Raw genomic sequence first — 25775 nt, 5'->3', positions numbered from 1 at the left:
AGTTAATTTTCAACCTAACAAAAATCCAGTTTTTCGTAGTTTTGTCCCATAGTTTGTACTGTCTATTTTGATATTGTGAATGCATAACGAAAGGCAGTGACCATTGCCAAAGTAAAAGGACAATATGAAATGAAATCTTTTTCTTTCTCTTGCGAACTTCCAAATGGAGTTCACGCTCGCCCAGCGAGTCATGTTGAAGCGGTTTGTAATAGCTTTGATTCTTCTATTACATGGCAAAACCAACGTACAGGGATGAGTGGAAATGCGAAAAGCGTACTCTCTCTAATTAGTACCGATACGCTGTTAGGTGATGAGTGCTTGATTACTATCGAAGGTCAAGATGAAGACAATGCGTTGACGCAACTAAAACAGTTTATTACTAACGAGTTTCCTCATTGCGACGCCCCACTTGCTACAACGCCTCAAGAAGATGAAAACCTTGATCCTCTTCCAAGGAACTTTTCGAATTTAAATGTGGCTCATATTCGAGGTCGCAGTGTCAGCGAAGGTTTTGGTCAAGGCGTATTAAAGGCAATAGGAGCGATTAACTTTGATGCATTCACTGACTTACCACCAGCAAAATCTCTTAATGAAGAGCGTTCACAACTCAATTCGGGCTTGGAGGCTGTCGTTAAATCTCTGACGATTCAGTTGAACTCTTCTGAACACACTGAAGGCGAAGTGCTCAAAGCACACCTATCAATCGCTAAAGATGAAGAGTTTAGACAAACCATCGCGAGCAACCTGGTTGAAGGACGAGGCAGTGCAGACGCGATTATTGCCACTGCTAAACACTTTGGTGAAGTTATGAAGAACTCATCGAGTGCTTATATGCGTGAACGTGAATTAGACATTCGTGATGTGTGCTACCAGCTACTGCAAAGCATTTATGGTGATGAACGTTTTGGCAGTCAAAACAAGCTCACACAGCCTACTGTTTGCTTAGCTGACGATCTTACCCCTAGTCAGTTTCTTGAGTTAGATAAGTCTCTCTTGAAAGGTTTAATCCTCTCTCATGGAGGAAATACTTCACACACCGTAATTTTAGCGCGCTCTTTCGCAATTCCGACGATTGTGGGGGTTGAAGGTTCTCGCCTAACTGATCTTCTAGACGAGGAAGTGGTTGTTGATGGGACTCTCGGAATTGTGGTGACAGAGATAGCTGAATCTGTGGAACGTTACTATGTTCAAGAAAGTAAAGTGAAAGAAATTGTCTCTAGCCGACAAGCACAATTTCGTGATGTAGCAGCACAAACATTCGACGGAAAAGTTCTTGAAGTTGCAGCCAATATTGCTCACTCAGTAGAAGCGAAAGCCGCCTTCGCAAACGGCGCAGAAGCCGTCGGTTTGTTCCGCACAGAAATGCTTTATATGGATCGAACCTGCGCGCCAGATGAAGATGAGTTGTACAACATTTTCTGTCAAGCGTGTGACGCTGCAAATGGAAAATCCATCATCGTTCGAACTATTGATATCGGTGGTGATAAGCCTGTTGATTACTTGAATATTCCAGCAGAAAACAATCCATTCCTAGGCTACCGTGCGGTACGGATCTACCCCGAGTTTATTGAGATGTTCAAAACTCAATTGCGCGCCATCTTACGAGCTTCTGCTCATGGAAACCTAAAAATTATGATCCCTATGATTTCCTCTTTAGAAGAAATATTGTGGGTAAAAGATATTCTCGCTGAAGTGCGCCAAGAGCTACGTAAAGAAGCCCTTCCTTTTGCTGAAAAAGTTCCGTTAGGCATCATGTTAGAAGTTCCATCTGTCGCTTTCATCATTGATCAATGCTGCGAGGAAATAGACTTTTTCTCCATTGGATCCAACGACTTAACTCAATACCTAATGGCAGTGGATCGCGATAACGCTAAAGTGGCGGCTAGTTACAACAGCCTCAACCCTGCTTTTTTGCGCACTCTGGATCATGTGGTTCGCGAAGTTCATCGACACGGCAAATGGATTGGGCTATGTGGCGAACTTGGTGCCAAAGGCTCGGTACTCCCTCTACTTGTTGGTCTAGGTCTCGACGAAATAAGCATGAGCTCACCAAGTATTCCCGCAACCAAAGAGCGCATTGCGAAACTTGATAGCCGCGAATGTCGTCAACTGCTCAACAAAGCGATGCAATGTCGAACGATCCAAGAGGTTGAGCATGTGCTTGCTCAGTTCCGTATGACTCAGTCTGAAGCGCCAATGGTTTCTGCCGATTGTATTAGCCTGGATAGAGATCTACGAAACAAAGAGGAAGTGATCAAAACACTGTCAGACAATTTGTTCTTAACCGGTCGCTGCCGATACCCAAATAAACTGGCGGATGACTTATGGGCTCGAGAAGATGTCTTTTCTACTGGACTTGGCTTTGGCTTTGCGATTCCGCACACTAAGAGTGAACATATCGAGCAATCTGCGATCAGCGTATGCCGACTTGCAAAATCGATTGAATGGGGGGATGAAGAAGCACAATTTGTCATTATGCTCACTCTCAACAAACATGCTGCAGGCGATCAGCATATGAAGATTTTTTCCAAACTCGCGAGAAAGATAATGCACGCTGATTTCCGAGATCAGCTCATGACAGCAGAAACCTCATATCAGATTGAGGCTTTGCTAAAACAAGAACTTGAACTGAACTAAGCCTTCCCCCATTTTGCATTTTGGCAGTATCAACTTCTCCGGTGGTGCTGCCTTTTTTAGGATTGCCCATGACTCCAATTAAAACCGCCATTGTTGGTTTTGGCATTTCAGGTCAATGTTTCCAAGCTCCTATCATCAATTTCTGTAAAGAGTTAGATCTTGTTGCCGTTGTCTCAAGTAATGCACAAAAAGTTCATACTCAACTAACAGATGTAAAAGTTTATTCTGAGATTAACGAAATGCTTGCTGATGAAAGTATCGAGTTAGTCATTATCTCAACACCCAATAACCTTCATGTCCCTCAAGCCAAGCTTGCATTATCGGCGGGAAAACATGTAGTTATCGAGAAGCCTTTCTGCGTTTCAGTCCAAGAAGGCAAAGAACTAATCGCACTTGCTAAACAATCAGATCAACGAGTATCAGTCTACCAAAGCCGACGTTACGATGGGGATTTCAAGACTATTCAAGCACTCATTGAGCAAGGAAAACTTCCAGGCATTCATACCTTTTACTCAAGCTACAATCGCTTTCGTCCTGAAGTCAAAGACCGTTGGCGCGAACAAGCTTTACCTGGCTCCGGCATTCTCTACGACCTAGGAGCTCACCTCATTGATCAAGCATTGTGCCTATTTGGCAAACCAGAAAGCGTCACTGCAGTATTGAGAAATCAACGGTCAGGTTCCCAAGCTGTTGACCATTTCCATTTGATTCTCAATTACCCCACGCACGAGGTCATTTTGCATGGAAACTGTTTAAGTACAACCGAAGGACCAAGGTTCCAAATCTTTGCTAAAGATACGAGCCTGATTAAATATGGGATGGGCACCCAAGAAGACTTTTTGCGGAATAAACAAGGTCCAGAAACATATGGTTGGGGTAAAGATCGACCAGAGTACTTCGCCACTATCACCAGTCATCAAGGGCAGGTTTCCACAATAGAGACTCAGATAGGTGGCTATGAAGCTTTCTATCAACAACTTGCGAAGTCGATTCGAAAAGGTGACGATTTACCTGTATCACTAGAGCAAGCACTAGACGTAATTCGTATCATAGAAGCAGCTTACTCAAGCTCACAACAGCAACGGACAATCAAACTTACTGAGGTGTAGCATGATCACAGACTTAGACTTACTACTCGCACAAGAAGACAGGCTTCAGTTCACCGAGTTCAACCCAAATATCGCATGGCAGCTAGGCAATCTAATTAAACAAAATGCAGAAAATAAAGGGGCAAGCGTTGCGATTGATATCACCTTGAACGGACATTGCCTATTTTCATATGCGATGCCTGGTACCTCTATCGACAACCAAGAATGGATAGCTCGAAAGCGTAATGTTGTGGTCAGATACCAACACAGCTCTTGGTATATGGGTCAGTACTTTAAAACTAAGGGGAAAAGCATAGAAGAAGCTTCTCTTGTGGATCCAAAACAATTTGCGCCGTTCGGAGGAAGCTTTCCTCTCTCTATAAGAAACGTCGGTGTTGTTGGTAGTATTTCCGTATCCGGGTTACCGCAGTACGAAGACCATTTGTTGGTGATAGAAACTCTTGAATCCTTCTTAGGCTAAATGACTTTCTTAACAGAAAACCATCAAGAGTTTTATTATTCTTCTCCTTCTCAGCATGAAATGTTTAATACGTTAGGAAATCAATATGCATAAGCAGCACTCCACGGAAGATATTTGCCAATTAGGACGCGGCGTTATTGAACAAGAGCTAGACCAAGCTCGGTTGCTACTCGACTCTCTGACCACTTCATTCGCAGAGGCTTGCAAAGCTATTCTCAATTGCGAAGGTAAGGTCATCATTACGGGCATCGGTAAGTCTGGTCATATCGGCAAAAAAATCGCAGCGACCTTTGCTTCAACGGGCTCACCGGCTTTCTTTGTTCACCCAGCAGAAGCACTACACGGTGACCTAGGGATGGCTCGCCAAGGCGACGTAGTTATTCTGATTTCTAACTCCGGTGAAGCCAATGAATTTAAAATGATGGTACCGCTTCTAAAGCGCCAAAAAATTACCACTATTGGCGTCACCGCAAATCTCAATAGTTTTTTAGCGAAAGAATGCGATATCACCTTAGACATCGCCGCTAAGAAGGAAGCATGCCCTCTTGGTCTAGCACCTACCGCAAGCGCCACCAACACCTTGTTATTGGGCGACGCTATCGGCATTACAGTGATGACGATGCGAGAATTTGATCAGAATGACTTTGCACTATCTCACCCTGCGGGATCACTTGGTAGCAGGCTATTAACCAATGTAGGACAACTGTTAGACGACCAACACAAAAGCGCACATTGCTCACCCAATGCGACATTACAAGACGCAGTAAGTGTAATGTGCCAAACAGGTTATGGGTTAATTGCAATAGCTGAACAAGGGAATTTAAGAGGAGTCTTCACGGATGGTGATTTGCGACGAGCGTTCGCAAAAGGTGTAACACCAAGTACTGCTATTAAGAGTTTGGTGAAACCGGGAGCAATCACGGTCCAGCATTCCAGCCTTTGCGTTGACGCCTTGGCGTTGATGAGTGAAAACGCCATTACTGCTCTCCCCGTATTAACCGAAGACGGAGTATTTGTAGGAGTAATTAACCAGCATACGATCCAAAAGGCAGGGATCTATTAGTAAATCCAAGCTTTGACGGGATTTTACTAGTACCAGAAATAGAAAAGGGAGCCTGAGCTCCCTTTTGTTGTTTTACTTCAGCTTAGAGCTAGCGACTTTCGCCGATGCACTGCCTGGGTACTCATCCACCACTTGCTGATAGTATTTCTTCGCTTGCGCTGCATTGTTGTTACGCTCAGCAATATCGCCTAGCTTGACTAATGCATCTGCACGCTTGTTGGAATCTTTGTAAGAAACCACGGCTGCAAAGCTCTTCACAGCTTCTTTATCCTGTTTCTTCGCGAAGTACAACTGACCTAGCCAGTAATGTGAGTTCGCAGAATATGTTGAATCAGGATAGTCCTTTTGGAACTGTTGGAATGCAGCGATAGCACCGGTGTAGTCGCGTTTTTTAAGGATCAAATCCACCGCGTCTTGGTAAGCCGTTTGTTCATCGGCATTCGATGTGTACTTACCACCCGTCTCTGCTGGTTTCGTTTCTTTAACAGGTGCGGCTTTCATTTCGCCACGCACTCGATCAAGCTCAACAAACAGCTCACGCTGACGTTTCAGCATTTGCTGCATCTCGTAGCTATTACGCTCTAACTGACCACGTAGATCACTGATCTCTTGTGACATTTGGTCAATTTGCTCTTGCATTTGAAGCTGAACGCGGTTGCGATTTTGCAGCAAGCGCTCTAAACGCTCGATGTCGGTTTCTGAAGAAGATCGAGTAGATACTGATGACGTGCTGTTGAGATCTGATACTGGAGCTGGTGCAGCGAACGCGAAGTTCGCTGCACTTGCCAGTAACGTAAGCGTAACAGCGCGCTTAGTGTTACTGAACATGAGGTTTACCTCGAATTAGTATACTAGAACCGCACGACGGTTCTTAGCGTAAACTTCTTCAGATTGACCTAGAAGAAGTGGCTTCTCTTCACCGTAGCTAACGATAGAGATTTGGTCAGCTTGTACACCTAGTGCTTGTAGGTAGTTTGATACTGCTTCTGCACGACGCTCGCCTAGTGCGATGTTGTACTCAGGAGTACCACGCTCATCAGCGTGACCTTCGATAGTTACTTTTAGAGCAGGGTTCTTGCTTAGGTAAGAAGCGTGAGCTGCTAGCATTTCTTCGTAATCACCTGCAATTGTTGAGTTGTCAAATGCGAAGTAGATAGTTTGAGTTTCACGTAGCGCTTGCTCTTTTAGCTCTTGCTCCGTTAGCTGACCGTTTTGATCGATCGGAGTAACTACTGTTGTTTCTGCAGCACCAGTGTTTGTTTCTGCACCAGTGTTAGAAGCAGCGTCATCGCTTGAACTACATGCTGTCATAGCCATCACAGGAATCGCGATTAGTAGCCCTTTTAGAACCTTGTTCAGTTGCATCTTATTTTCCTTTATTAATCAATTTTTTCTTACTACAAAAACGGTGACCATGCGGGAGCTCTTACACGCCCATTTGTTGCCGGTAATCTAGCTTTAAATCGACCATCAATTGACACCATCGATAGTACGTTTTTCTTGTTGTAAATCGAGCTATAGATAACCATGCCACCATTTGGGGCAATGCTCGGAGACTCATCAAGCAACGTTTTTGTTAGCACCTGAAGAGCACCTGTTTCCAAATCTTGTTTAGCCAAGTTGAAGCCCGAATCACTGCGATTCACCATGACAAGGAATCGACCGTCAGGAGTGATTTGTCCACCCAAGTTCTGACTGCCTTGCCAAGTCAAGCGGTTAGTTGAACCGCTGCCCAAATTTACTTGATAAATCTGAGGTTTACCACCCCTGTCTGATGTGAAAATCAGTGATTTGCCATCGGGGTGCCAGAACGGTTCTGTATTATTTGATCTGCCACGCGTAATTTGTGTCAGCTTACGTGTTTTTAGATCCAAGGTGTAAACCTGAAGTGAACCTGTCTTAGACAGTACCAAAGCAAGTTTACTGCCATCCGGCGAGAATCTTGGCGCACCATTATGACGAGGGTATGACGTTACCTTCTCACGCTCACCGGTATAGATGTTCATGATGAAGATTTCAGCCTGACCATTTTGGAAGCTCACGTATGCTAGCTTCTGGCCATCTGGTGACCATGCAGGAGACATAAGCGGTTGCTTAGAACGAAGTACCAAACGTTCGTTGTAACCATCGTAATCCGCAACGCGAAGTTGGTATGGGAAGCGATCTTTGTCATTTACAACAACGTAAGCAATACGCGTCATAAATGCACCCCGTTCGCCAGTAAGTTGCTCGTAAACAAGGTCAGAAATGCGGTGCGCGTATTCACGCATGCGTGGAGCTTCAACCGTTGCTACTTTATTGAAAAGAACATGATCTTTAGAAAGTACCAGCTCACCATCACCACCAAGAGCTTTACTCTGACCGCCCGTTAGTTGACCACGAACAACGTCCACTAATTGGTAGTTAACCACATAGTTGCCTTGCTCGTTTTGCTTAATTGAACCAGTTAGCAGAGCATCAACGCCAAGGCCAGTCCACGCATCAAAGTTCACCTCTGATTCATTGAATGGAGTTTGTGGCATTTTGCTCGTTGGTACAGGGCTGAATTTACCACTGCGTTGCAAATCAGAAGCAATCACAGCTGAAATATCAGTTGGAAGAGGTTTACTGCCTTCCCATTTGAATGGAACAACAGCAATTGGTCGTGCTGAATCAATACCATCAGTAATCACCAGCTCTAGTGCAGCATGAGCCACACTCGTTAGACTGCCAAGCAGTACAAACATTCCTAGTAAAAGGCGTTTAATCACGGCTTATCCCTTATTGTTGTAGTGCGACCGTAAGGTTAATGTCCTTCAGCCTTTGGTTAACTGTTGAATCAGTAGATATTGGAAAACTCGGCACTTGTGCGATTGCGCTCTTTGCAGCCGCGCATACTCTAGAGTCACCAGAAAGCACATTGACTGACGAAACGATCATGTCAGCACCCGTAGGAATCAGCTTAATGTTAACTCTACACTCCTTTCCCAATAGGTAATCGTCCTTTAGCAGTTTGCTTTGAATAAGCTGAGTATAGATAGAGCTATAACGAGAGACTTCATCAGCAACAAATTGCCCTTGAGCCTGCTGGTTTGCGCTTGTTTCACTTTCCAATCCAGCAAAGATGTCATCCAACGCTGCTTCTTGCTCTTTACGCTCACGCTCTAATCGCTCAAGACGCTCTTTTTCTTTGCGCGCTTTTTCAGCGGCCTCTTTCGCGGCTTTTTCTTTCGCAATACGTTCTTGCTCTGCTTTTGCTGCGGCCTCACGTTCACGACGCGCTTTCTCTTCTGCTTCTTTCGCAGCTTTCTCGCGCGCTACACGCTCTTGTTCCGCTTTTGCTGCGGCAGCTTCTTTAGCAATACGTTGCTGCTCAGCTTTACGTACAGCCTCTTCTTTGGCTTTACGTTCTTTTTCTGCTTTTGCTGCACGTTCTTTTTCTTTACGAGTGCGTTCTTCCTCTGCCTTACGCTCTTGCTCTTTCTTCTTACGAGCAGCTTCGGCTTCGCGAGCGGCTTTGGCATCTTTCGCCTGTTGCTCTTTCAGTTTACGAATCTGTTCTTCTTCTGCTTTGCGATTTTTCTCAAGCTGCTCAGCTTCACGTCTCAACTTATCAAGACGGTCTTGCTCTTTCTTTGCCGCTTTTTCGCGTTGCTGACGAATCTCTTTCGCTTGCTGTTGAACAAGTTTAGGGTCAATGACCACTGCCTGCACCATTTGCCCCGTAGGTTCCGGCTTAGACATTGTGAAATCTGTACCCCAAAGTAGAGCAACGACTAACAGCGCATGCAAACCAACCGATATCGCTATCGGCTTGGTGTATTCTTTGCGTTTCTTCTTGTTGTCTTTCATAGATGTACGATGTCTATTCCTTGATATCGGTCATCAGACCCACTTTTGGGATGCCTGCACGACTTAACTCGTCAAGCAAAAGTACAACGTCAGCATATGGCGTCGCCGCATCGCCGCCCACCGCAACAGGTGAATCTGGCTTGATAGAGCGTTCTGCTTTCACTCGTACAATCACGTCTTGTAGTGATAGACCGCGCTGAACCTCTTCGTCATTCACGCTCAGACCTAAATTCCCGTCGCGATCAATTTCAATGATGATAAAGCTGCTGTCTGTATCACCCGCTATATCTTGCATCGATTCAGCTGTCGATGTTTGTGGAAGATCTACATCAACACCTTGGGTGACAAATGGAGCGGTTGCCATAAAAATGATCAGCAATACGAGCATGACGTCGATATATGGCACGACGTTGATCTCTGCTGTCATTTTACGCTTTTTAGGTTGGTAACCCGCCATGCCTTATTCCTTACTTGCGCTGTCTCTACCCGCCATCGCTTGACGGTGCAGGATGCTGTGGAATTCTTCAGAGAAAGTCGCGTAAGTGTGCTCTAACTTACTTACTTTGTTGCTTAGACGGTTGTAAGCCATTACTGCTGGAATAGCGGCAAATAGACCCATAGCAGTTGCAATCAGTGCTTCTGCGATACCAGGAGCCACCATAGAAAGTGTCGCCTGCTTCACTTCACCTAGTGCAATAAAGGCGTGCATGATGCCCCAAACAGTACCAAATAGACCAATGTACGGGCTAATTGAACCAACTGTGGCAAGAAATGGTAGGCTCGTTTCCAGTTCATCGACTTCACGAGCAACGGAGACACGCATCGCACGACCCGTACCTTCCATGATGTAAGCTGGAGAATTCGCATTGCTTTTGCGTAGACGTGCAAACTCTGTAAAACCTGCGTAGAAGATTTCTTCTGTGCCAGTAATGTCATCTTTACGGGCTTTTACCTTTTGGTAAAGCTGAGAAAGATCAGTACCTGACCAGAATTTGTCTTCAAATGACTCGGCATCTTTCGATGCTTGAGACAACACTTTGCTGCGCTTGATGATCATTGCCCAAGATGCGACAGACATACCGAGTAGTGTCAGCATCACAAGCTTTACCAACAGACTGGCCTGAAGAAAGAGATCTAAAATGGAAATATCAGCAGTCACTATTTGTTAGCTCCGAATTGATAAAAGATGGGATAGCTATTGGTTTCATTTTCTTATTATCGATACATGCTACCTTAACAATTGTCTTGCACAATGTTTTGCCTTCATCATTGACTAACTCTTGACAGAATTGCAGAGACGCACGTTTTATTTCTGACACTCGGGTAAGAACGGTCAAATGCTCGTCCAATCTAGCCCCTTGGTTGAAATCGATATCCATGTGTCGGACAACGAAACCTATATTTTGTTCCAACAACAGATTTTGAGAAATGCCTTTTGCACGCAATAACTCAGTACGCGCACGTTCAAAGAATTTTAAATAATTTGAGTGATAGACGACGCCGCCCGCATCAGTGTCTTCGTAATACACCGTGATTGGCCAGCGGAAGGAATTTGATGTGCCTTGCAAGGGAGTACCAATATATTCAATTCTTTAAAGCAATTACTATAACTGAAGCGACAGCAATTGGTACTGAGCTAAGGGAATATTTTTGAAATTTGTAGAAAAAATAAAAGCCAGACTATGAGTCTGGCTTTTATTCGATGATTTAGTAACCGACTTTATTTCAGTCTGTAACGCTTACATGAAATACAGTGCAGTTAGATAAATTAAGATAGCGAGCGAGAAATAAGGACTGAACAGCACCTGCCAGTACCAATTTCTTGGCTTGAAGCCCACACCATATACCATGCTTGAGCACACTGCCCAAATCAGCGCTGGTGCGATAAACGCATTAAAGCCACCAATTTCTCGATGGTATGCGTTCGGATCCCACATCACCAACCCTACATGCATAAAGCCAAGGATTAAGGCCAAGACTCTTAGCAGAGTCTTGTCCATTGGTGCGTGAAGTTTCGCTACCTTGTCAGCGAGATTACTCACTGTCTTTATCCATCATTTCTGAGTGCTCTAACCAAAGAGCGTTGATGATACCGAATGCACAAGCAAGTAGTACACCTAGAATCCATGCGAAATACCACATAGTAATAGCTCCTTAGTATAGTGAGTTTTTGTTTTCTTCGATGAACTGGTCATCCAAGCGGCCAAACATCTTGTAGTAAGTCCAAGACGTGTAAGCAAGGATGATAGGAACCATAACAAACGCTACGCCTGTCATTAGGTTCAGAGTCAGTTCAGATGAAGTTGCATCCCACATTGTCAGACTTTGGCTTGGCATTAGGTCTGAAGGCATTACGAATGGGAACATTGCGATACCAGCAGTAAAGATAACACCAGCGTTGCCAAGGCTTGACGTTAGGAACGCGATACCACACTTCTCTAGGCGAGATGCCAATACAGCTAGTAGCGGCATAGCAACACCCAGTACAGGTGCAGCCCATAGTAGTGGGTAAGCTTCAAAGTTGTTCATCCACGCACCAGCTTCACGGATAACCTCTTTGTTTAGAGGGTTAGAAGCCGCTGCAGTGTCGATGCCACCTACGATAACGTAGCCTTCGATGCTTTGGATCCAGAAACCAGCAACCACAAATGCAATAACAGTTAGTAGACCTGTTAGCTGAGCCACATTACGAGCACGAGTATGTACTTCGCCAGTTGTCTTCATTTGAAGCCAAGTTGCACCTTGCATCAGGATCATGAACAAACTTACTAGACCACATAGTAGAGCAAATGGGTTTAGTAGACCAAAGAATGAACCGTGGTACGTTGGCATTAGGAATTCGTTCAACTGGAATGGAACACCTTGTAGAAGGTTACCAAACGCTACACCAAAGATGATTGGTGGAACGAAGCCACTGATTGAGATACAGATATCCCAAGTGTTACGCCATTTTGGATCTTCGATTTTTGAGCGGTAATCAAGACCAATCGGACGTAGCCAAAGTGCCGCTAGAGTTAGGATCATCGCTAGGTAGAAACCAGAAAACGATGTCGCGTAAACCAAAGGCCATGCTGCGAACAATGCACCACCAGCAGTGATAAGCCAAACTTGGTTACCATCCCAGTGCGGAGCGATTGAGTTAATCATTACACGACGTTGTGTGTCGTTTTTACCGATAACAGGTACAAGCGCGCCTACACCCATATCGAAACCGTCAGTAATAGCGAAACCAACTAGTAGAACACCGATCAGTACCCACCAGATGAATCGCAAGATTTCGTAATCAAACATCTTGTTGTCTCCTTACCTTACGCTTCTACTTGGCGGCTAACTTTGTCTTCAACAGAGTCAGCGTTTTGCTCGAAGTGGTAGCGACCAGTTTTCAGGCTGCTTGGACCTTTACGAGCGAATTTCACCATTAGGTATACTTCTGCAATTAGGAATGCAGTGTACAGCGCTAGGATTGCAAATAGTGAAGTCCAGATTTCACCTGCTGTTAGTGCTGAAGCCGCAACGTGTACCGGTAGGATTTCACCTACTGCCCACGGTTGACGGCCGTACTCAGCAACAAACCAACCTGCTTCGATCGCAATCCATGGAAGTGGAATGCTGAACAATGCAGCTTTAAGAATCCATGGTTTCTGTTCGATCTTCTGACGACATGTTTGGATAAATGATGCACCAAATACGAATAGCATGATGAAGCCACACGCAACCATGATACGGAATGACCAGAATAGCGGCCATACTGTTGGGATTGAATCATCTGCAGCAGCTTGGATTTGGTCTTCTGTCGCGTCAACAACGTTTTCTGTGTAACGTTTTAGAAGTAGACCATAACCTAGGTCACCCTTCACTTCGTCAAACGCAGTCATGTTTGCTTCAGACTTGTCGCCTGCACGCAGTTTTTCAAGCAATTCATATGCGTACATACCAGTACGGATACGGTCAACGTGCTCTTCACGTAAGTCGTGCAGACCTGTTACTTGCTCATCAAATGAACGTGTCGCGATGATACCCATAACGTAAGGGATCTTAATTGCGTAATCGGTGTTCATTGTTTCTTGGTTTGGTAAACCGAACAGTGTGAACGCCGCTGGTGCTGGTTCTGTGTGCCACTCAGCTTCGACTGCTGCAAGCTTCACTTTTTGAACTTCACCAAGCTCGTAACCAGATTCATCACCTAGCACGATAGTAGACAGGATTGCTGCCATACCGAAAGAAGCTGCGATAGCAAACGAACGACGAGCGAACGCCACATCACGACCTTTCAATAAGTAGTAAGAACTGATGCCTAGAACAAACATTGCACCACATGTGTAACCAGACGCTACTGTGTGTACAAATTTAACTTGCGCTACAGGGTTTAGAACAACGTCTGCGAAGCTCACCATTTCCATACGCATGGTTTCAAAGTTGAACTCAGCGCCAACTGGGTTTTGCATCCAGCCGTTCGCAATAAGAATCCAAAGTGCAGAGAAGTTAGAACCCAGAGCAACCAACCAGGTTACCGCTAAGTGTTGACGTTTAGATAGACGATCCCACCCGAAGAAGAATAGACCAACAAAAGTTGACTCCAGGAAGAAAGCAACCAGTGCTTCGATCGCCAGTGGTGCACCGAAGATGTCACCTACATAGTGGGAGTAGTAAGACCAGTTCGTACCAAACTGGAACTCCATGGTAAGGCCGGTAGCCACACCAAGTGCAAAGTTAATACCGAACAGCTTACCCCAGAACTTGGTCATGTCCTTGTAGATTTGCTTGTTCGTCATTACGTACATCGATTCCATAATGGCCAAAAGGAAGGCCATACCAAGAGTCAATGGTACGAATAGGAAGTGATACATCGCTGTCAGTGCAAACTGCAACCGCGACAGATCAACTACGTCAATCATGGTAACTCCTATGTGTCGGCTGAATGACACTCTCTACATATTGCAATCCATACACAAGTGTTATTCACACTTGAAAAATGTTGAATTATCACAACGCTTTGTTGCAAAAATGTGCTTCATTGGTTAGTTAATTGTTAAGCATCAGCTAATATAGCTGGGTCTAATATTACTTGTAAAAACAGTTTGTTTCAAAAGGTTTATGGCGGGAAACCGCTTTGATATACATCAATCTTTATGCGCTGATTTTGCACAAAAATCCATCACATTGATCCAGGTCAATCGATATTCGATGAGTATGTTAATAGAGAGTAATCAGGAGAGAAAATAATCAGTTAGGCAAGAACATAGAGTTAACAATCTATAAGTTTCTATTACCTATTTAGTATTAGAAGAGATTTAATAAATGAGAGGTTGGTCAACATTGGTGAAACGCTGAGCGCTAAGCGCCCAGCGATGGAATCTTACTTTTCAATTCCGAAATGCAGATAAGCGCGATCTGTGGCAATTCTACCACGAGGAGTGCGTTGCAAGTAGCCTTGTTGGATTAGATATGGCTCAAGAACGTCTTCAATGGTGTCTTTCTCTTCACCAATCGCGGCTGCCATGTTGTCTAAACCGACAGGTCCACCACCAAATTTCTCCATGATCGCAAGCAACAGCTTACGGTCCATGTAATCAAAGCCTTCTGCATCCACATCAAGCATGTTCAGCGCTTTGTCTGCTGTATCAGCACATATATGACCATTACCTTTCACTTCGGCATAGTCACGAACACGGCGCAATAGTCGGTTAGCAATACGTGGTGTACCACGAGCACGGCGAGCAACTTCCAATGCACCTTCTGATTCCATCGACAAGCCCAAGCAATCGGCACTGCGCTGAACGATATCTTGCAGGTCTTTTACTTTATAGTACTCAAGACGCTGCGTAATACCGAAACGGTCACGAAGTGGCGAAGTCAGAGAACCTGCACGCGTCGTTGCACCGATCAAAGTGAAAGGTGGCAAATCAATTTTGATAGAGCGTGCTGCAGGACCTTCACCAATCATGATGTCCAACTGATAATCCTCCATTGCTGGATACAACACCTCTTCAACCATCGGGCTTAAGCGGTGAATCTCATCAATGAACAGCACATCGTTTTCTTCTAAGTTAGTCAGCAGCGCCGCCAAGTCTCCTGCTTTCTCAAGCACTGGGCCAGAAGTGGTTCGAATGTTCACTTCCATCTCATTGGCGACGATATTCGCAAGCGTGGTTTTACCCAAGCCCGGAGGACCAAAAATCAAAAGGTGGTCAAGCGCTTCATTTCGCAATTGAGCGGCTTTGATGAAAATCTCCATCTGATCACGAACGTGATCCTGACCTTGGTAATCTGCCAGTTTCTTAGGACGAATCGCACGGTCGATAACATCTTCATCACGAAACGAAGGATTTTCTGGAGCGATTAAACGATCGGCTTCAATCATATTGTTCCCTTGGGCTTTCCGTTACACCATTGATTTTAGTGCTTCACGGATCAGTTGCTCACTGGTCATATCCGGTTTAGCGATCTGAGAAACCACTTTCGACGCTTGAGTCGGTTTGTAGCCCAGAGCAAGAAGCGCACTGATTGCCTCTTCTTCTGCGTTGTTAGAACCCGCAGAGCCAGAGTCCGCAGGTGCTGCATCCGTAAATGGCGTAAACAGATCGCCAGCGCCCCACCCTTTCAGACGGTCTTTCATTTCTACGACGAGGCGTTCAGCGGTCTTCTTACCAACACCCGGTAGCTTCACAAGCGTTGAAATGTCTTCCCGCTCAACGCAAGAAACGAATTGGCTCGCTGTCATACCAGAAAGAATACCTAAACCTAGCTTAGGACCAACACCGTTCGCTTTGATCACTTCACGGAAAAGCGCACGTTCTTTTACTGTGTTGAAACCGTAAAGCAATTGCGCGTCTTCACGCACAACAAAGTGAGTATAAATAATGGCTTCTTCGCCGACATTTGGCAGTTCGTAGAAACAGCTCATTGGCATCTGAACTTCATAACCAATGCCATTAACTTCAATTAAAACTTCAGGTGGTTGCTTTTCAAGCAGAGTGCCGCGAAGACGTCCAATCACTATAAATACTCTTTGGAAATGAATTTGCGACAGGATAATAAAGAACTGGATAGACATCCAGTCCTTTATTCGGTGGGGTTAAATTTTTGAGACAACTTGATCAAGCTGTTGAGTCAGATTGCGCACCGCGACCACTTGCCCGTTCAGCTCGTTGCCGTATTGCGCGACAGTTTCGGCAATGGTTTTGGTGTTCACTACGCCGTTAGCAACTTCACTGCTGGCTTCATCTAACTCTTTTAAAGCCGTCATTTGCGTCGCCATGATGCCAGACAAACTCTGCACATCGTGAGAGATGGTGGTAACTTGCTGAATAATGGTGTTCATTCGCTCTGTACTCGACGTCACAACGCTTTGACCATGCTTCACTTCTTGCTCACTGCGATCAAGCAAGTTACGAATTTCCACTGCCGACTGACTACTCTTAGCCGAAAGCTCTCGAACTTGGTCCGCAACGACCGCAAAACCTCTGCCCTGCTCACCCGCTCTCGCCGCTTCAATAGCAGCATTCAGAGCGAGCAAGTTGGTTTGTTCCGCAACCGACGTAATCAAGTCCGCCACTTTCATGATGTCTTCATGACTGGTAATGATCTGGCTGATCGCTTGGGTAGAGTCCTCCAATAATTCCGAGCTTTTCTCAGCTTGTTGATGAACGCCCTCACTCTTCTCGCGCAGCTCTTCGACAAACTTGCTGGACTCTTCAATCCCAGTCGTCATGTGATGCACTTGCTGACTCATTTGCTCGGCTGCACTGGCTTGGGATTCACTGTTTACATTAAGGGCGTTCACTTGAGCATCCAATTGCGATGATTGTTCATCCAACACTTGGGAGACTTGTTTCAACTCACTTGAGTTTTGATTCGCCTGTTCTAGCACCTCTGCTAAACGTAGCTCCCCTTCTGTCGCCTTTTGTGCCACCAACTCACTTTCTGCTTTAGCTTTCTCTGCACTTTCAATCGCGATGTCTCGCTGCTTGGCGGTAAAGGCTTGCGCAATACAAATCACCACCAGCGGTAACACGGTACCTGACCATATCTCCACACGCTGCGCAGATTCTGACAACACGAGTTGGGGAAAACCAAAACCAGATACATGCTGATACGTCATTACCGCAGAAAGCACTATCACTAACGCGCTCCAAGAGATTGCCATAATACGAGTGCCAGATAAAAAGAAAGCGACGACTAACAAAGGCACCCAGTAAGTTTGGGTAGAATCGACCACGCCACCACTTTGATAGATGATGTTGAGTGCATGCACTGACATGCCAACAAAACCAAGATTGAGCGACAATGCTGGTTGTTTGAACCACCTCAGGCTAAAGGCGGATATTAGTTCGAGTGCGATTAAGAGTACTGAGGTGAAAATTAGGCTTTCATATCCATGTTTGGACCATTTGATCAGGCTGTAGATACCGACGAGGAAAGCGATGAAGGTAAATAGAGAGAGGATGTCTGCTTGACGTTGTTGTGTTCTTGTCCATTGAGTTTGGCGCGGCATAAATGCACTGCGCCACAGCGTGGCTGGATTCATGTTCAATCTTCCTTGATTGATTCCTTATTAGACTTCTGACCACTATAATTTTGTAACATTTTATCAACAAATCCAATCCATAAATCTGTCTGAGATGTCTCATTTTTAATACGAGAATACGCCTAACGGTAACGACCTTTTCTTGCACTGGTTGCTTTACCTGCGAGCGCCACTAGTGTCTTATTGGTGTTAGCGTGACAAATGGCAACACCCAACGCATCGGCGGCATCGGCTTGAGGCTTGGCTGGCAATTTAAGCATGTGTTGAACCATATGTTGAACCTGAACTTTGTCTGCGCCACCAGTGCCTGTTACCGCTTGTTTAATGAGACGAGCCGCGTACTCATGCACCGGAAGATCCGCATTCACAGCCGCCACAATTGCACTACCACGCGCCTGCCCTAGCTTTAGTGCAGAATCAGCGTTCTTCGCCATAAACACTTGTTCGATGGCAAACACATCAGGTTGAAACTGGGTGATGATTTCCGTCACGCCTGCGTAGATTTGCTTGAGACGACCTGGCAACTCTTTTTCAGAAGTGCGAATACAGCCGCTGCCTAGATATTGCAAATGACGACCTTGCTGGCGAATCACGCCGTAACCGGTAATACGAGAGCCTGGGTCAATACCCAAAATAATTGACATGAAAAGTCCTAATCAATAACTCACTGTAAGTATGAGAATAGTTGCCATTAAAACAAAAACTCCCGCAGGTGCGGGAGTTTTTTCTTTAATTGTTGTGCGCTTATTCTGCGTCTTTTTCTTTCGCAACTGTTACTGCAATCGCTAGCTCTTCTAGAGCCGCTGGGTTTGCAAGGCTTGGTGCGTCTGTTAGTAGACACGCCGCCGCAGTTGTTTTAGGAAACGCGATAACATCACGAATGTTCTCTGTCCCACATAGCAGCATCACTAGACGGTCTAGACCGAATGCAAGACCTGCGTGTGGAGGCGTACCGAATTTCAGAGCGTCCAGTAGGAAGCCGAATTTCAGTTGCTGCTCTTCTGCATCGATACCTAGAATATCGAATACCGCTGCTTGCATTTCTGCGTTGTGGATACGTACAGAACCACCGCCTACTTCGTAGCCGTTTAGAACCATGTCGTATGCGTTTGAGTTCGCTACTGCTGGGTTCGCTTTTAGCTCTTCCGCAGTCACACCTAGAGGTGATGTGAATGGGTGGTGCATCGCGTGTAGGTTACCTTCGTCGTCTTCTTCGAACATTGGGAAGTCAACAACCCATAGCGGAGCCCAAGTGCCTTCTTTCGTTAGACCTAGGTCTTTACCAAGCTTAAGACGAAGTGCACCTAGTGCTTCAGCAACGATGCTAGCTTTGTCTGCGCCAAATAGGATGATGTCACCAGATTCCGCTTGAGTGCGATCTAGGATACCGTTGATCACGTCTTCGCTTAGGAATTTAGCTACAGGAGACTGGATACCTTCCATGCCTGCTGCACGGTCGTTAACCTTCATCCATGCTAGACCTTTCGCACCGTAGATACCTACGAATTCTGCGTAGCCATCGATTTGCTTACGAGTAAGCTCAGCACCACCTGGAACACGGATAACTGCAACGCGACCTTTCTCGTCGTTTGCTGGACCAGAGAATACTTTGAACTCAACGTCTTTTACTAGGTCAGCAACATCTACTAGCTCTAGTGGGTTACGTAGGTCTGGCTTGTCAGAACCGAAACGACGAATCGCTTCGCTGAACGGCATTACTGGGAATTCACCTAGGTCAACGTTCAGTAGCTCTTGCCACATTTCACGAACCATTTTCTCAGTCGTTGCACGAACTTGATCAGCCGTCATGAATGACGTTTCGATATCGATCTGAGTGAATTCTGGTTGACGGTCAGCACGCAAGTCTTCATCACGGAAACACTTAACGATTTGGTAGTAACGGTCAAAACCAGACATCATTAGAAGCTGTTTGAATAGCTGTGGAGACTGAGGAAGCGCGTAGAAGCTGCCTTTGTGAACACGGCTAGGTACTAGGTAGTCACGAGCGCCTTCTGGTGTCGCTTTTGTTAGTACTGGTGTTTCGATATCTAGGAAGCCGTTGTCATCTAGGAAACGACGAACAAAGCTAGACGCTTTAGCTCGTAGCTTGATGCGGTCGCTCATTTCTGGACGACGTAGATCTAGGTAACGGTACTTCAGACGTTGCTCTTCAGAGTTCTTTTGGTTGAAGTCTAGAGGCAGAACGTCAGAACGGTTGATGATTTCAAGACCTGTTGCAAGGATCTCAACTTCACCTGTTGCCATGTCTTTGTTTACTTGGCTTTCTGGACGAACACGAACTTCACCAGTTAGCTTGATACAGAATTCATTACGAAGTGTGTTAGCCACTTCATACGCATCTGCCATATCTGGATCAACAACTACCTGAACGATACCTTCGCGATCTCGCATATCGATAAAAATAAGACCGCCTAAATCACGACGACGGTTAACCCAGCCGCAAAGTTCTACAGTTTGTCCTGCAAGGGACTTGTTCAGGTGACCACAGTAATGGGTACGCATAATGAAATTCCCAATCTCTCAAATATTGTTAACTACGCTCTGTCAGCCTCATTGCCGAGCAGAGTAAAGATCCATTTATACGCTGAAAGCCTATGAAAATCGACTACTCAACATACAATTAAGTGTGTTTTATCATTCATTGGTGGTTTTTAGTACAACAAATGTTCAAAAGCGCACCAAAGCGAAAAAATTGGTGGGGATTATAGCGTGAAATTACCCATTTCAGCAAAACTCTCGTAAAGTGGACTCAGGAAAAAACGTAAAGCAGAGATATGGATAATTTACCCCTTCGACTTGGATTGACCATGTGGTCGCACAACCAGTGGCAGCAAAGCTTTTATGGCAGTGGCACCAAACCCGCAGAGCGACTTGAAAAGTACGCGCAGGTGTTCCACACCGTAGAAGGCAACACCACCTTTTACGCCACACCGACGCTCAACACGGTGCAAAACTGGAAAGCCGCGACTCACGACGATTTCAAATTCACCTTTAAGTTGCCAAAAGCCATTACTCACGAACAGATGCTCAGAGGTTGCGACGAGCAGTTACGTGACTTTATGACGATCATGGAACCGCTTCATGAACGTGTTGGACAATGGACGATTCAGCTCCCTGCGGCATTTGGTCCAGAACACCTCGATAGATTAAAGAAGTTCTGTGCCAGCTTTCCGCCGAATTTCCCGCTTGGGGTGGAAGTTCGTCACATGGCGTTTTTCTCCAAAGGTGAAGAAGAACGTGCGTTGAATCAGTGGCTGTTAGAGAGCGGCATTGACCGAATTATTATGGACAGCCGCCCTGTATTCGCCGCGCAGCCGACGACTGAAGCGGTAATCGATGCCCACCAGAAAAAGCCTCGCGTTCCGGTTCATGCAATCGCAACCGCCAAACACCCGATGATTCGTTTTATCGGTCATCCAGACATGGACGACAACCTGCGCTTTTTCGAACCTTGGTTGAAGAAGCTGCCGATGTGGATTGAACAAGGCATTCAACCGTACTTGATGATTCACACACCAGATAACGTCTTAGCACCAGAACTGGCTGAAAAGCTATATAAGCAGCTACAACTTAAGCTCTCACTGCCAAATTTGTCTGTATTTCCTGCCAACGATGGCAACTCGCAAATACAAATGTTTTAGACAAGCTTATAATTAAGCAAATGACAGAGGCGCGAATTTCCCATAAAATACGCGCCTTTTTTGATGCCTGACATTTCAGGCGGCTTGTATGCAGAGATTTGGTTATGAACCCTAAGAGCAATCCAGATACTATTTTTTCGGCTCCAATCGATAAAATTGGGGATTTCACGTTCGATGAACGCGTGGCGGAAGTTTTCCCTGACATGATTCAGCGATCGGTGCCGGGTTACAGCAACATCATTTCTGCAATTGGTATGTTGGCAGAGCGTTTTGTTAAGCCTCACTCAAACATCTACGACCTAGGTTGTTCTTTGGGTGCTGCTACGCTGTCTATGCGTCGTCATATCAAACAAGAAGGTTGCCAAATCATTGCAGTGGACAACTCTCCTGCGATGGTTGAACGCTGTAAGCTTCACGTCAACGCATACCGCAGTGATACGCCAGTTGATGTAGTAGAAGCGGATATTCGTAATATCGAAATCGAGAACGCGTCGGTTGTGGTATTAAACTTCACACTGCAATTCCTTTCTCCAGAAGACCGCTATGCTCTACTAGAGAAAATCTATGTAGGTCTGCGCCCAGGCGGCATTTTGATTCTGTCTGAAAAGTTTGTGTTTGAAGATGAAGTCTCTAACGAGCTGTTGATTGACCTTCACCACGACTTTAAACGTGCAAATGGCTACAGCGAACTTGAGATCAGCCAAAAGCGCAGCGCGATTGAAAACGTGATGCGCCCTGATTCCAAAAAAGATCATAAAGAGCGTTTCGCAGAAATTGGTTTCTCAAGCTACGACGTTTGGTTCCAGTGCTTTAACTTCGGCTCGATGTTTGCGATTAAATAAGCTTCGCGACACAGTTCGCTCTCATTAGGACGTCATCCTCAAGAGCGAGGAACGAGCGAGTTGGGGATCTCTTATCAAAAACGATAAAAACCGAGATTCCCTATCACGTTCGTCCCTCACTGTAGGGAATGACACATTTAACTTTTACCTAGGGTCTGCTGACTCCATAAACTCAGTGAAAAACTATGTTTAATTTTGCTAATTTTTATCAGTTAATCGCTCAAGACACTCGTCTTCAGCCGTGGCTAAACGTATTACCTCAACAGTTAACAGATTGGCAAAACGCTGAGCACGGTGACTTTGGTCGCTGGCTGAAAGCGCTGAACAAGATCCCACAAGGTGCACCAAACCAAGTGGACATCAAAAACTCAGTAACCATCAGCAACGATACGCCTTTCCATGAAGGTGAGCTGAAAAAGCTAGAAAGCCTACTGCGTACATTCCACCCATGGCGTAAAGGTCCATACACAGTGCACGGTATTCATATCGATACTGAATGGCGCAGTGACTGGAAATGGGATCGCGTTCTTCCGCACATCTCACCACTAAAAAACCGCAGCGTGCTCGATGTAGGTTGTGGTAACGGCTACCACATGTGGCGCATGCTGGGTGAAGGAGCACGCCTAACGGTTGGTATCGACCCATCTCATCTGTTCCTAATTCAGTTCGAAGCGATTCGTAAGTTAATGGGCGATGACCAACGCGCTCACCTTCTTCCATTAGGGATTGAACAACTACCAAAGTTAGAAGCGTTCGACACTGTATTTAGTATGGGCGTCCTTTACCACCGTCGCTCTCCACTGGATCACTTGGTGCAGCTAAAAGACCAGTTAGTATCAGGTGGCGAGCTTGTTCTAGAGACACTCGTTATCGAAGGCGATGAGAACGCTGTATTGGTTCCGACGTCTCGCTACGCGCAAATGCGTAACGTGTACTTCTTCCCGTCAGCGAAAGCACTGAAAGTATGGCTAGAACTGGTTGGCTTTAAAGATGTGCGTATTGTAGATGAGAACGTAACGTCTGTAGATGAGCAGCGTACGACCGACTGGATGACGCACAATTCACTGCCGGATTACCTAGATCCAAACGACCCAAGCAAAACCGTTGAAGGCTACCCTGCACCTCGCCGTGCGGTGCTTGTCGCAACCAAGCCATAATTAACTGAGATTTCTGACATTGTCTTAACTCACTCCCTCCATTAAGACATTAACCTCTCTTCAAATCTAATTAAGGATGCGTCTTGCGTCCTTAATTTTTTGGCTTTTCGTCACTATTCCTCATTCTGTAAGAGTCTGAAGCAGATTCTTGCTTGTGAGCCTTTGGCGATAACGCTAAACTCTTAAAAAACAAACAACTTACTCCAATCCCAAGGTTTTCAATGTTTATACGATTGACTCCGGTTGTTGCCATCGCCTTACTATCTGGATGTACTTTGACCAAAGGCGAACAGTACCACCAAGAAACGTTAGCTGCTATTCAGGCTTCAGAAACGAATTTCAATACTCGCGTTACCAACTTAGAGCTTCAACTTAGTAACCAGTCGGATTACATCGAAAGTTTGGAAGACCAAGTGGATAAGTTAAATGGCGAACTCAATACCTTCCGTAAAGAAGCAATGGACGAAGTGAGAAAGCCTAAAGAACCTATCATTGTTCAAGCTCCTGCTCCCGTTCAAGCAACTCCTACCCATGACATTGTCCTTGGCTCAATTGAGCGAGTGACGATCGATTCAATCAAACAAACGTTCGACGCTCGCGTAGATACCGGCGCGGCAACATCTTCACTGAACGCTGTTGATATCGAAGAATTCGAAAGAAATGGCAAAAACTGGGTGCGTTTCCACCTAGCTGATAATACCAAGTCAGATGAAGAGAAAGATATTTGGATTGAAGCACCAATTATTCGCTACGTGAAAATCCGTCAAGCAACCAATGAAGAACTAGAGCGTCGTGCTGTAGTTGAACTTTGGGTGCGCGTTGGAAAAATTCATGAAAAAGCGCAATTTACGTTGGCAGATCGCTCTCAAATGAACCATCCTGTGTTACTAGGAAGAGAATTTATGCGCGACATCGCACTCGTCGATGTGAGTCGTAAATATATTCAAACGGAAGAAGATAAAAAATAATAAGGTAGATTATGACGTCAAGAATACCGTTTTACCTGTCAATCATCCTTTTGGTGGTTGCGGGCATCGCTTTGAGTGTTTTCAGACATCAGAATTACGGCGTTCCATGGACTCCAGGTGAAACGCGTCAAGTTTGGGATGTTGAAGCCCGCATTGAGTTCAATGCAAATGGCGGTGAAGTTAAAGCTTCTCTCGCTGCTCCTCATACACAAAAAGGCTACACCTTAATCGGTGAGTCGGCGTCATCTCCTGGTTATGGTGTTTCTTACGTAAACTCTGATTCAGGTCGTCGTGCTGAATGGTCTATCCGCCAAGCAACTGGCGCACAAACCATTTACTACAAAGCCCAATTCTTGGTTGATCCACAAGCAAAAGTGGATGAACAGCCACCAACCGGTGAAATTGCCAAACCAACCCTTTCAGCACCTCAACAAGCGGCAGCAAATGCGTTGATTGAGCGTGCAATGAGCCGTTCAGCAGACAATGAGACATTCGCTCGTGAGCTGATCAAAACACTGAACGATCCAGATAGCCAAAACGCAGCACTGATTCTAAATGACTTTGATCGTACCGATGCTCTGCACAAAATTCTGCTTACCGCTGGCGTACAGAGTAAGACCGTTGGCGTTATCGAGCTGGAAGATGGACGTCGCCGTCAAACGATTCAACCTATGGTTCAAGTTTGGTCTGGCGATAAGTGGGTACTCTTCTCACCAAACTCTGAGCAAGCTGCAGCGCAGCCTAACCTGCTTGTTTGGGATGAATCGAATGTTTCGCTACTTGACCTAGTGGGCGGCAAAAACAGCCAAGTTCACTTCTCTATGATCAAGCAGGAGCTTACACCGCAAGAAGCAACCAACAACAAAGTGGAAGCTGACGGTCTATTGAACCTGTCTATCCACAGCCTACCTCTTGAAGAGCAGGCGATGTTTAAGACCATCATGCTGATTCCAATTGGTGCTCTTATTGTTGTATTCCTGCGCGTTATCATCGGTCTTAAGACATCCGGTACCTTCATGCCAGTTCTTATTGCGGTTGCCTTTGTACAAACGCAACTTGTAACAGGTATCGTCGGCTTCCTACTGATTGTCGGTACGGGTCTGATCATCCGAAGTTACTTATCGAGGCTAAACTTACTTCTGGTCGCAAGGATATCCGCGGTTATCATCACAGTAATCATGATCATCTCTGTGTTTACCGTTGTGGCATTCAAGATTGGTCTGACTGAGGGTCTAACCATTACCTTCTTCCCAATGATCATCTTGTCATGGACGATCGAACGTATGTCGATTCTATGGGAAGAAGAAGGCGCGAAAGAAGTTGCCCTTCAAGGTGGTGGCTCACTACTGACCGCGGTACTGGTTTACTTGGCAATGACCAACACCTACATCCAGCACCTAACGTTTAACTTTATCGGCCTACAGCTCATTGTACTGGCAGGTATTCTACTACTAGGTACATACACGGGTTACCGTCTAACTGAGCTACGTCGCTTTAAACCACTAGCGGAGGACTAAAC

25 protein-coding genes are annotated in these 25775 nt (G+C 45.5%); 9 read left to right on the top strand and 16 right to left on the bottom strand.

The features are described 5' to 3' along the window. Positions 1–129: 129 nt before the first annotated feature. The 4 genes from ptsP (at position 130) to VHA02S_RS01690 (ending at position 5269) form a co-directional block, all read left to right on the top strand. Positions 130–2637, top strand: a complete 2508-nt coding sequence (gene ptsP / locus VHA02S_RS01705; protein ID WP_038898157.1) for a phosphoenolpyruvate--protein phosphotransferase — start codon at positions 130–132, stop codon at positions 2635–2637. Between the two features lie 68 nt (positions 2638–2705). Continuing rightward, positions 2706–3746: an oxidoreductase gene (locus tag VHA02S_RS01700; protein ID WP_038898158.1), complete on the top strand. Its 1041-nt coding sequence runs from the start codon at positions 2706–2708 to the stop codon at positions 3744–3746. Between the two features lies 1 nt (position 3747). Further along, positions 3748–4206: a heme-degrading domain-containing protein gene (locus tag VHA02S_RS01695; RefSeq protein WP_017819045.1), complete on the top strand. Its 459-nt coding sequence runs from the start codon at positions 3748–3750 to the stop codon at positions 4204–4206. 85 nt (positions 4207–4291) lie between these two features. Next, positions 4292–5269 carry a KpsF/GutQ family sugar-phosphate isomerase gene (locus VHA02S_RS01690; RefSeq protein WP_017819044.1) on the top strand — a complete coding sequence of 326 codons (978 nt, stop codon included), beginning with the start codon at positions 4292–4294 and terminating at the stop codon, positions 5267–5269. 72 nt (positions 5270–5341) lie between these two features. On the opposite strand, the gene ybgF is transcribed toward VHA02S_RS01690, so the two are convergent. The 16 genes from ybgF to aspS all read right to left on the bottom strand — a co-directional run bounded on the left by ybgF (position 5342) and on the right by aspS (position 20150). After that, entirely contained in the window at positions 5342–6097 is a 756-nt protein-coding gene (gene ybgF / locus VHA02S_RS01685; RefSeq protein WP_005450293.1) for a tol-pal system protein YbgF, read from the bottom strand. A 15-nt stretch (positions 6098–6112) separates the two neighbouring features. Further along, positions 6113–6634, bottom strand: a complete 522-nt coding sequence (pal, locus tag VHA02S_RS01680) for a peptidoglycan-associated lipoprotein Pal (protein ID WP_005450296.1) — start codon at positions 6632–6634, stop codon at positions 6113–6115. 32 nt (positions 6635–6666) lie between these two features. After that, positions 6667–8019: a Tol-Pal system beta propeller repeat protein TolB gene (gene tolB / locus VHA02S_RS01675; protein WP_009698274.1), complete on the bottom strand. Its 1353-nt coding sequence runs from the start codon at positions 8017–8019 to the stop codon at positions 6667–6669. 10 nt (positions 8020–8029) lie between these two features. After that, the gene (gene tolA / locus VHA02S_RS01670; protein WP_005450300.1) at positions 8030–9100 is read right to left on the bottom strand and encodes a cell envelope integrity protein TolA; all 1071 of its coding nucleotides are present in this window, start codon (positions 9098–9100) and stop codon (positions 8030–8032) included. 13 nt (positions 9101–9113) lie between these two features. Then, complete coding sequence (locus VHA02S_RS01665) at positions 9114–9557, bottom strand: ExbD/TolR family protein (RefSeq protein WP_005450302.1); 444 nt, start codon at positions 9555–9557, stop codon at positions 9114–9116. 3 nt (positions 9558–9560) lie between these two features. Further along, on the bottom strand, positions 9561–10259 hold the full coding sequence (gene tolQ, locus VHA02S_RS01660; protein ID WP_005450306.1) for a protein TolQ: 699 nt from the start codon (positions 10257–10259) through the stop codon (positions 9561–9563). Next, positions 10249–10668, bottom strand: coding sequence for a tol-pal system-associated acyl-CoA thioesterase (ybgC, locus tag VHA02S_RS01655; protein ID WP_005450307.1), 420 nt, complete (start codon positions 10666–10668; stop codon positions 10249–10251). The genes tolQ and ybgC overlap by 11 nt, the downstream gene beginning before the upstream one ends. 171 nt (positions 10669–10839) lie before the next feature. Next, positions 10840–11142: a cyd operon protein YbgE gene (gene ybgE / locus VHA02S_RS01650; RefSeq protein WP_017188312.1), complete on the bottom strand. Its 303-nt coding sequence runs from the start codon at positions 11140–11142 to the stop codon at positions 10840–10842. Next, entirely contained in the window at positions 11135–11242 is a 108-nt protein-coding gene (gene cydX, locus VHA02S_RS01645; protein WP_000270284.1) for a cytochrome bd-I oxidase subunit CydX, read from the bottom strand. The genes ybgE and cydX overlap by 8 nt, the downstream gene beginning before the upstream one ends. Positions 11243–11254: 12 nt before the next feature. Further along, positions 11255–12391, bottom strand: coding sequence for a cytochrome d ubiquinol oxidase subunit II (cydB, locus tag VHA02S_RS01640; RefSeq protein ID WP_005450311.1), 1137 nt, complete (start codon positions 12389–12391; stop codon positions 11255–11257). A 17-nt stretch (positions 12392–12408) separates the two neighbouring features. Further along, positions 12409–13995, bottom strand: coding sequence for a cytochrome ubiquinol oxidase subunit I (cydA, locus tag VHA02S_RS01635; RefSeq protein ID WP_005450312.1), 1587 nt, complete (start codon positions 13993–13995; stop codon positions 12409–12411). Positions 13996–14456: 461 nt separating this feature from the next. After that, a complete protein-coding gene (ruvB, locus tag VHA02S_RS01630) occupies positions 14457–15461 on the bottom strand; it encodes a Holliday junction branch migration DNA helicase RuvB (protein ID WP_009698277.1) in 1005 nt (334 codons plus the stop codon). Positions 15462–15482: 21 nt separating this feature from the next. Next, positions 15483–16097: a Holliday junction branch migration protein RuvA gene (gene ruvA / locus VHA02S_RS01625; RefSeq protein WP_009698278.1), complete on the bottom strand. Its 615-nt coding sequence runs from the start codon at positions 16095–16097 to the stop codon at positions 15483–15485. 78 nt (positions 16098–16175) lie between these two features. Next, positions 16176–17627 (bottom strand): methyl-accepting chemotaxis protein, encoded by a 1452-nt coding sequence (locus VHA02S_RS01620; RefSeq protein WP_038898159.1) that lies wholly within the window; start codon positions 17625–17627, stop codon positions 16176–16178. Positions 17628–17749: 122 nt separating this feature from the next. Beyond that, a complete protein-coding gene (gene ruvC, locus VHA02S_RS01615; protein WP_005426231.1) occupies positions 17750–18271 on the bottom strand; it encodes a crossover junction endodeoxyribonuclease RuvC in 522 nt (173 codons plus the stop codon). A 100-nt stretch (positions 18272–18371) separates the two neighbouring features. Continuing rightward, the gene (aspS, locus tag VHA02S_RS01610) at positions 18372–20150 is read right to left on the bottom strand and encodes an aspartate--tRNA ligase (RefSeq protein WP_038898160.1); all 1779 of its coding nucleotides are present in this window, start codon (positions 20148–20150) and stop codon (positions 18372–18374) included. A 272-nt stretch (positions 20151–20422) separates the two neighbouring features. On the opposite strand from aspS, the gene VHA02S_RS01605 reads away from it, so the two are divergent. From VHA02S_RS01605 to VHA02S_RS01585, 5 genes are all read left to right on the top strand, one after another. Beyond that, positions 20423–21289 (top strand): DUF72 domain-containing protein, encoded by an 867-nt coding sequence (locus VHA02S_RS01605; RefSeq protein WP_029789010.1) that lies wholly within the window; start codon positions 20423–20425, stop codon positions 21287–21289. Positions 21290–21393: 104 nt separating this feature from the next. Continuing rightward, positions 21394–22131: a carboxy-S-adenosyl-L-methionine synthase CmoA gene (cmoA, locus tag VHA02S_RS01600; RefSeq protein ID WP_009698282.1), complete on the top strand. Its 738-nt coding sequence runs from the start codon at positions 21394–21396 to the stop codon at positions 22129–22131. Between the two features lie 185 nt (positions 22132–22316). Beyond that, positions 22317–23288, top strand: a complete 972-nt coding sequence (cmoB, locus tag VHA02S_RS01595) for a tRNA 5-methoxyuridine(34)/uridine 5-oxyacetic acid(34) synthase CmoB (protein WP_005450339.1) — start codon at positions 22317–22319, stop codon at positions 23286–23288. Between the two features lie 221 nt (positions 23289–23509). After that, the gene (locus tag VHA02S_RS01590) at positions 23510–24256 is read left to right on the top strand and encodes an ATP-dependent zinc protease family protein (RefSeq protein WP_005450340.1); all 747 of its coding nucleotides are present in this window, start codon (positions 23510–23512) and stop codon (positions 24254–24256) included. 11 nt (positions 24257–24267) lie between these two features. Next, positions 24268–25773, top strand: a complete 1506-nt coding sequence (locus VHA02S_RS01585; protein WP_005450341.1) for an inactive transglutaminase family protein — start codon at positions 24268–24270, stop codon at positions 25771–25773. Positions 25774–25775 lie beyond the last annotated feature (2 nt).

The sequence above is a fragment of the Vibrio harveyi NBRC 15634 = ATCC 14126 = KCTC 12724 genome (assembly GCF_001591145.1).
In the GTDB taxonomy this organism is placed as follows: Bacteria; Pseudomonadota; Gammaproteobacteria; order Enterobacterales; family Vibrionaceae; genus Vibrio; species Vibrio harveyi.
Note: the sequence above shows the minus strand (reverse complement) of the source record. Positions and strands in the feature narration are given on the sequence as shown.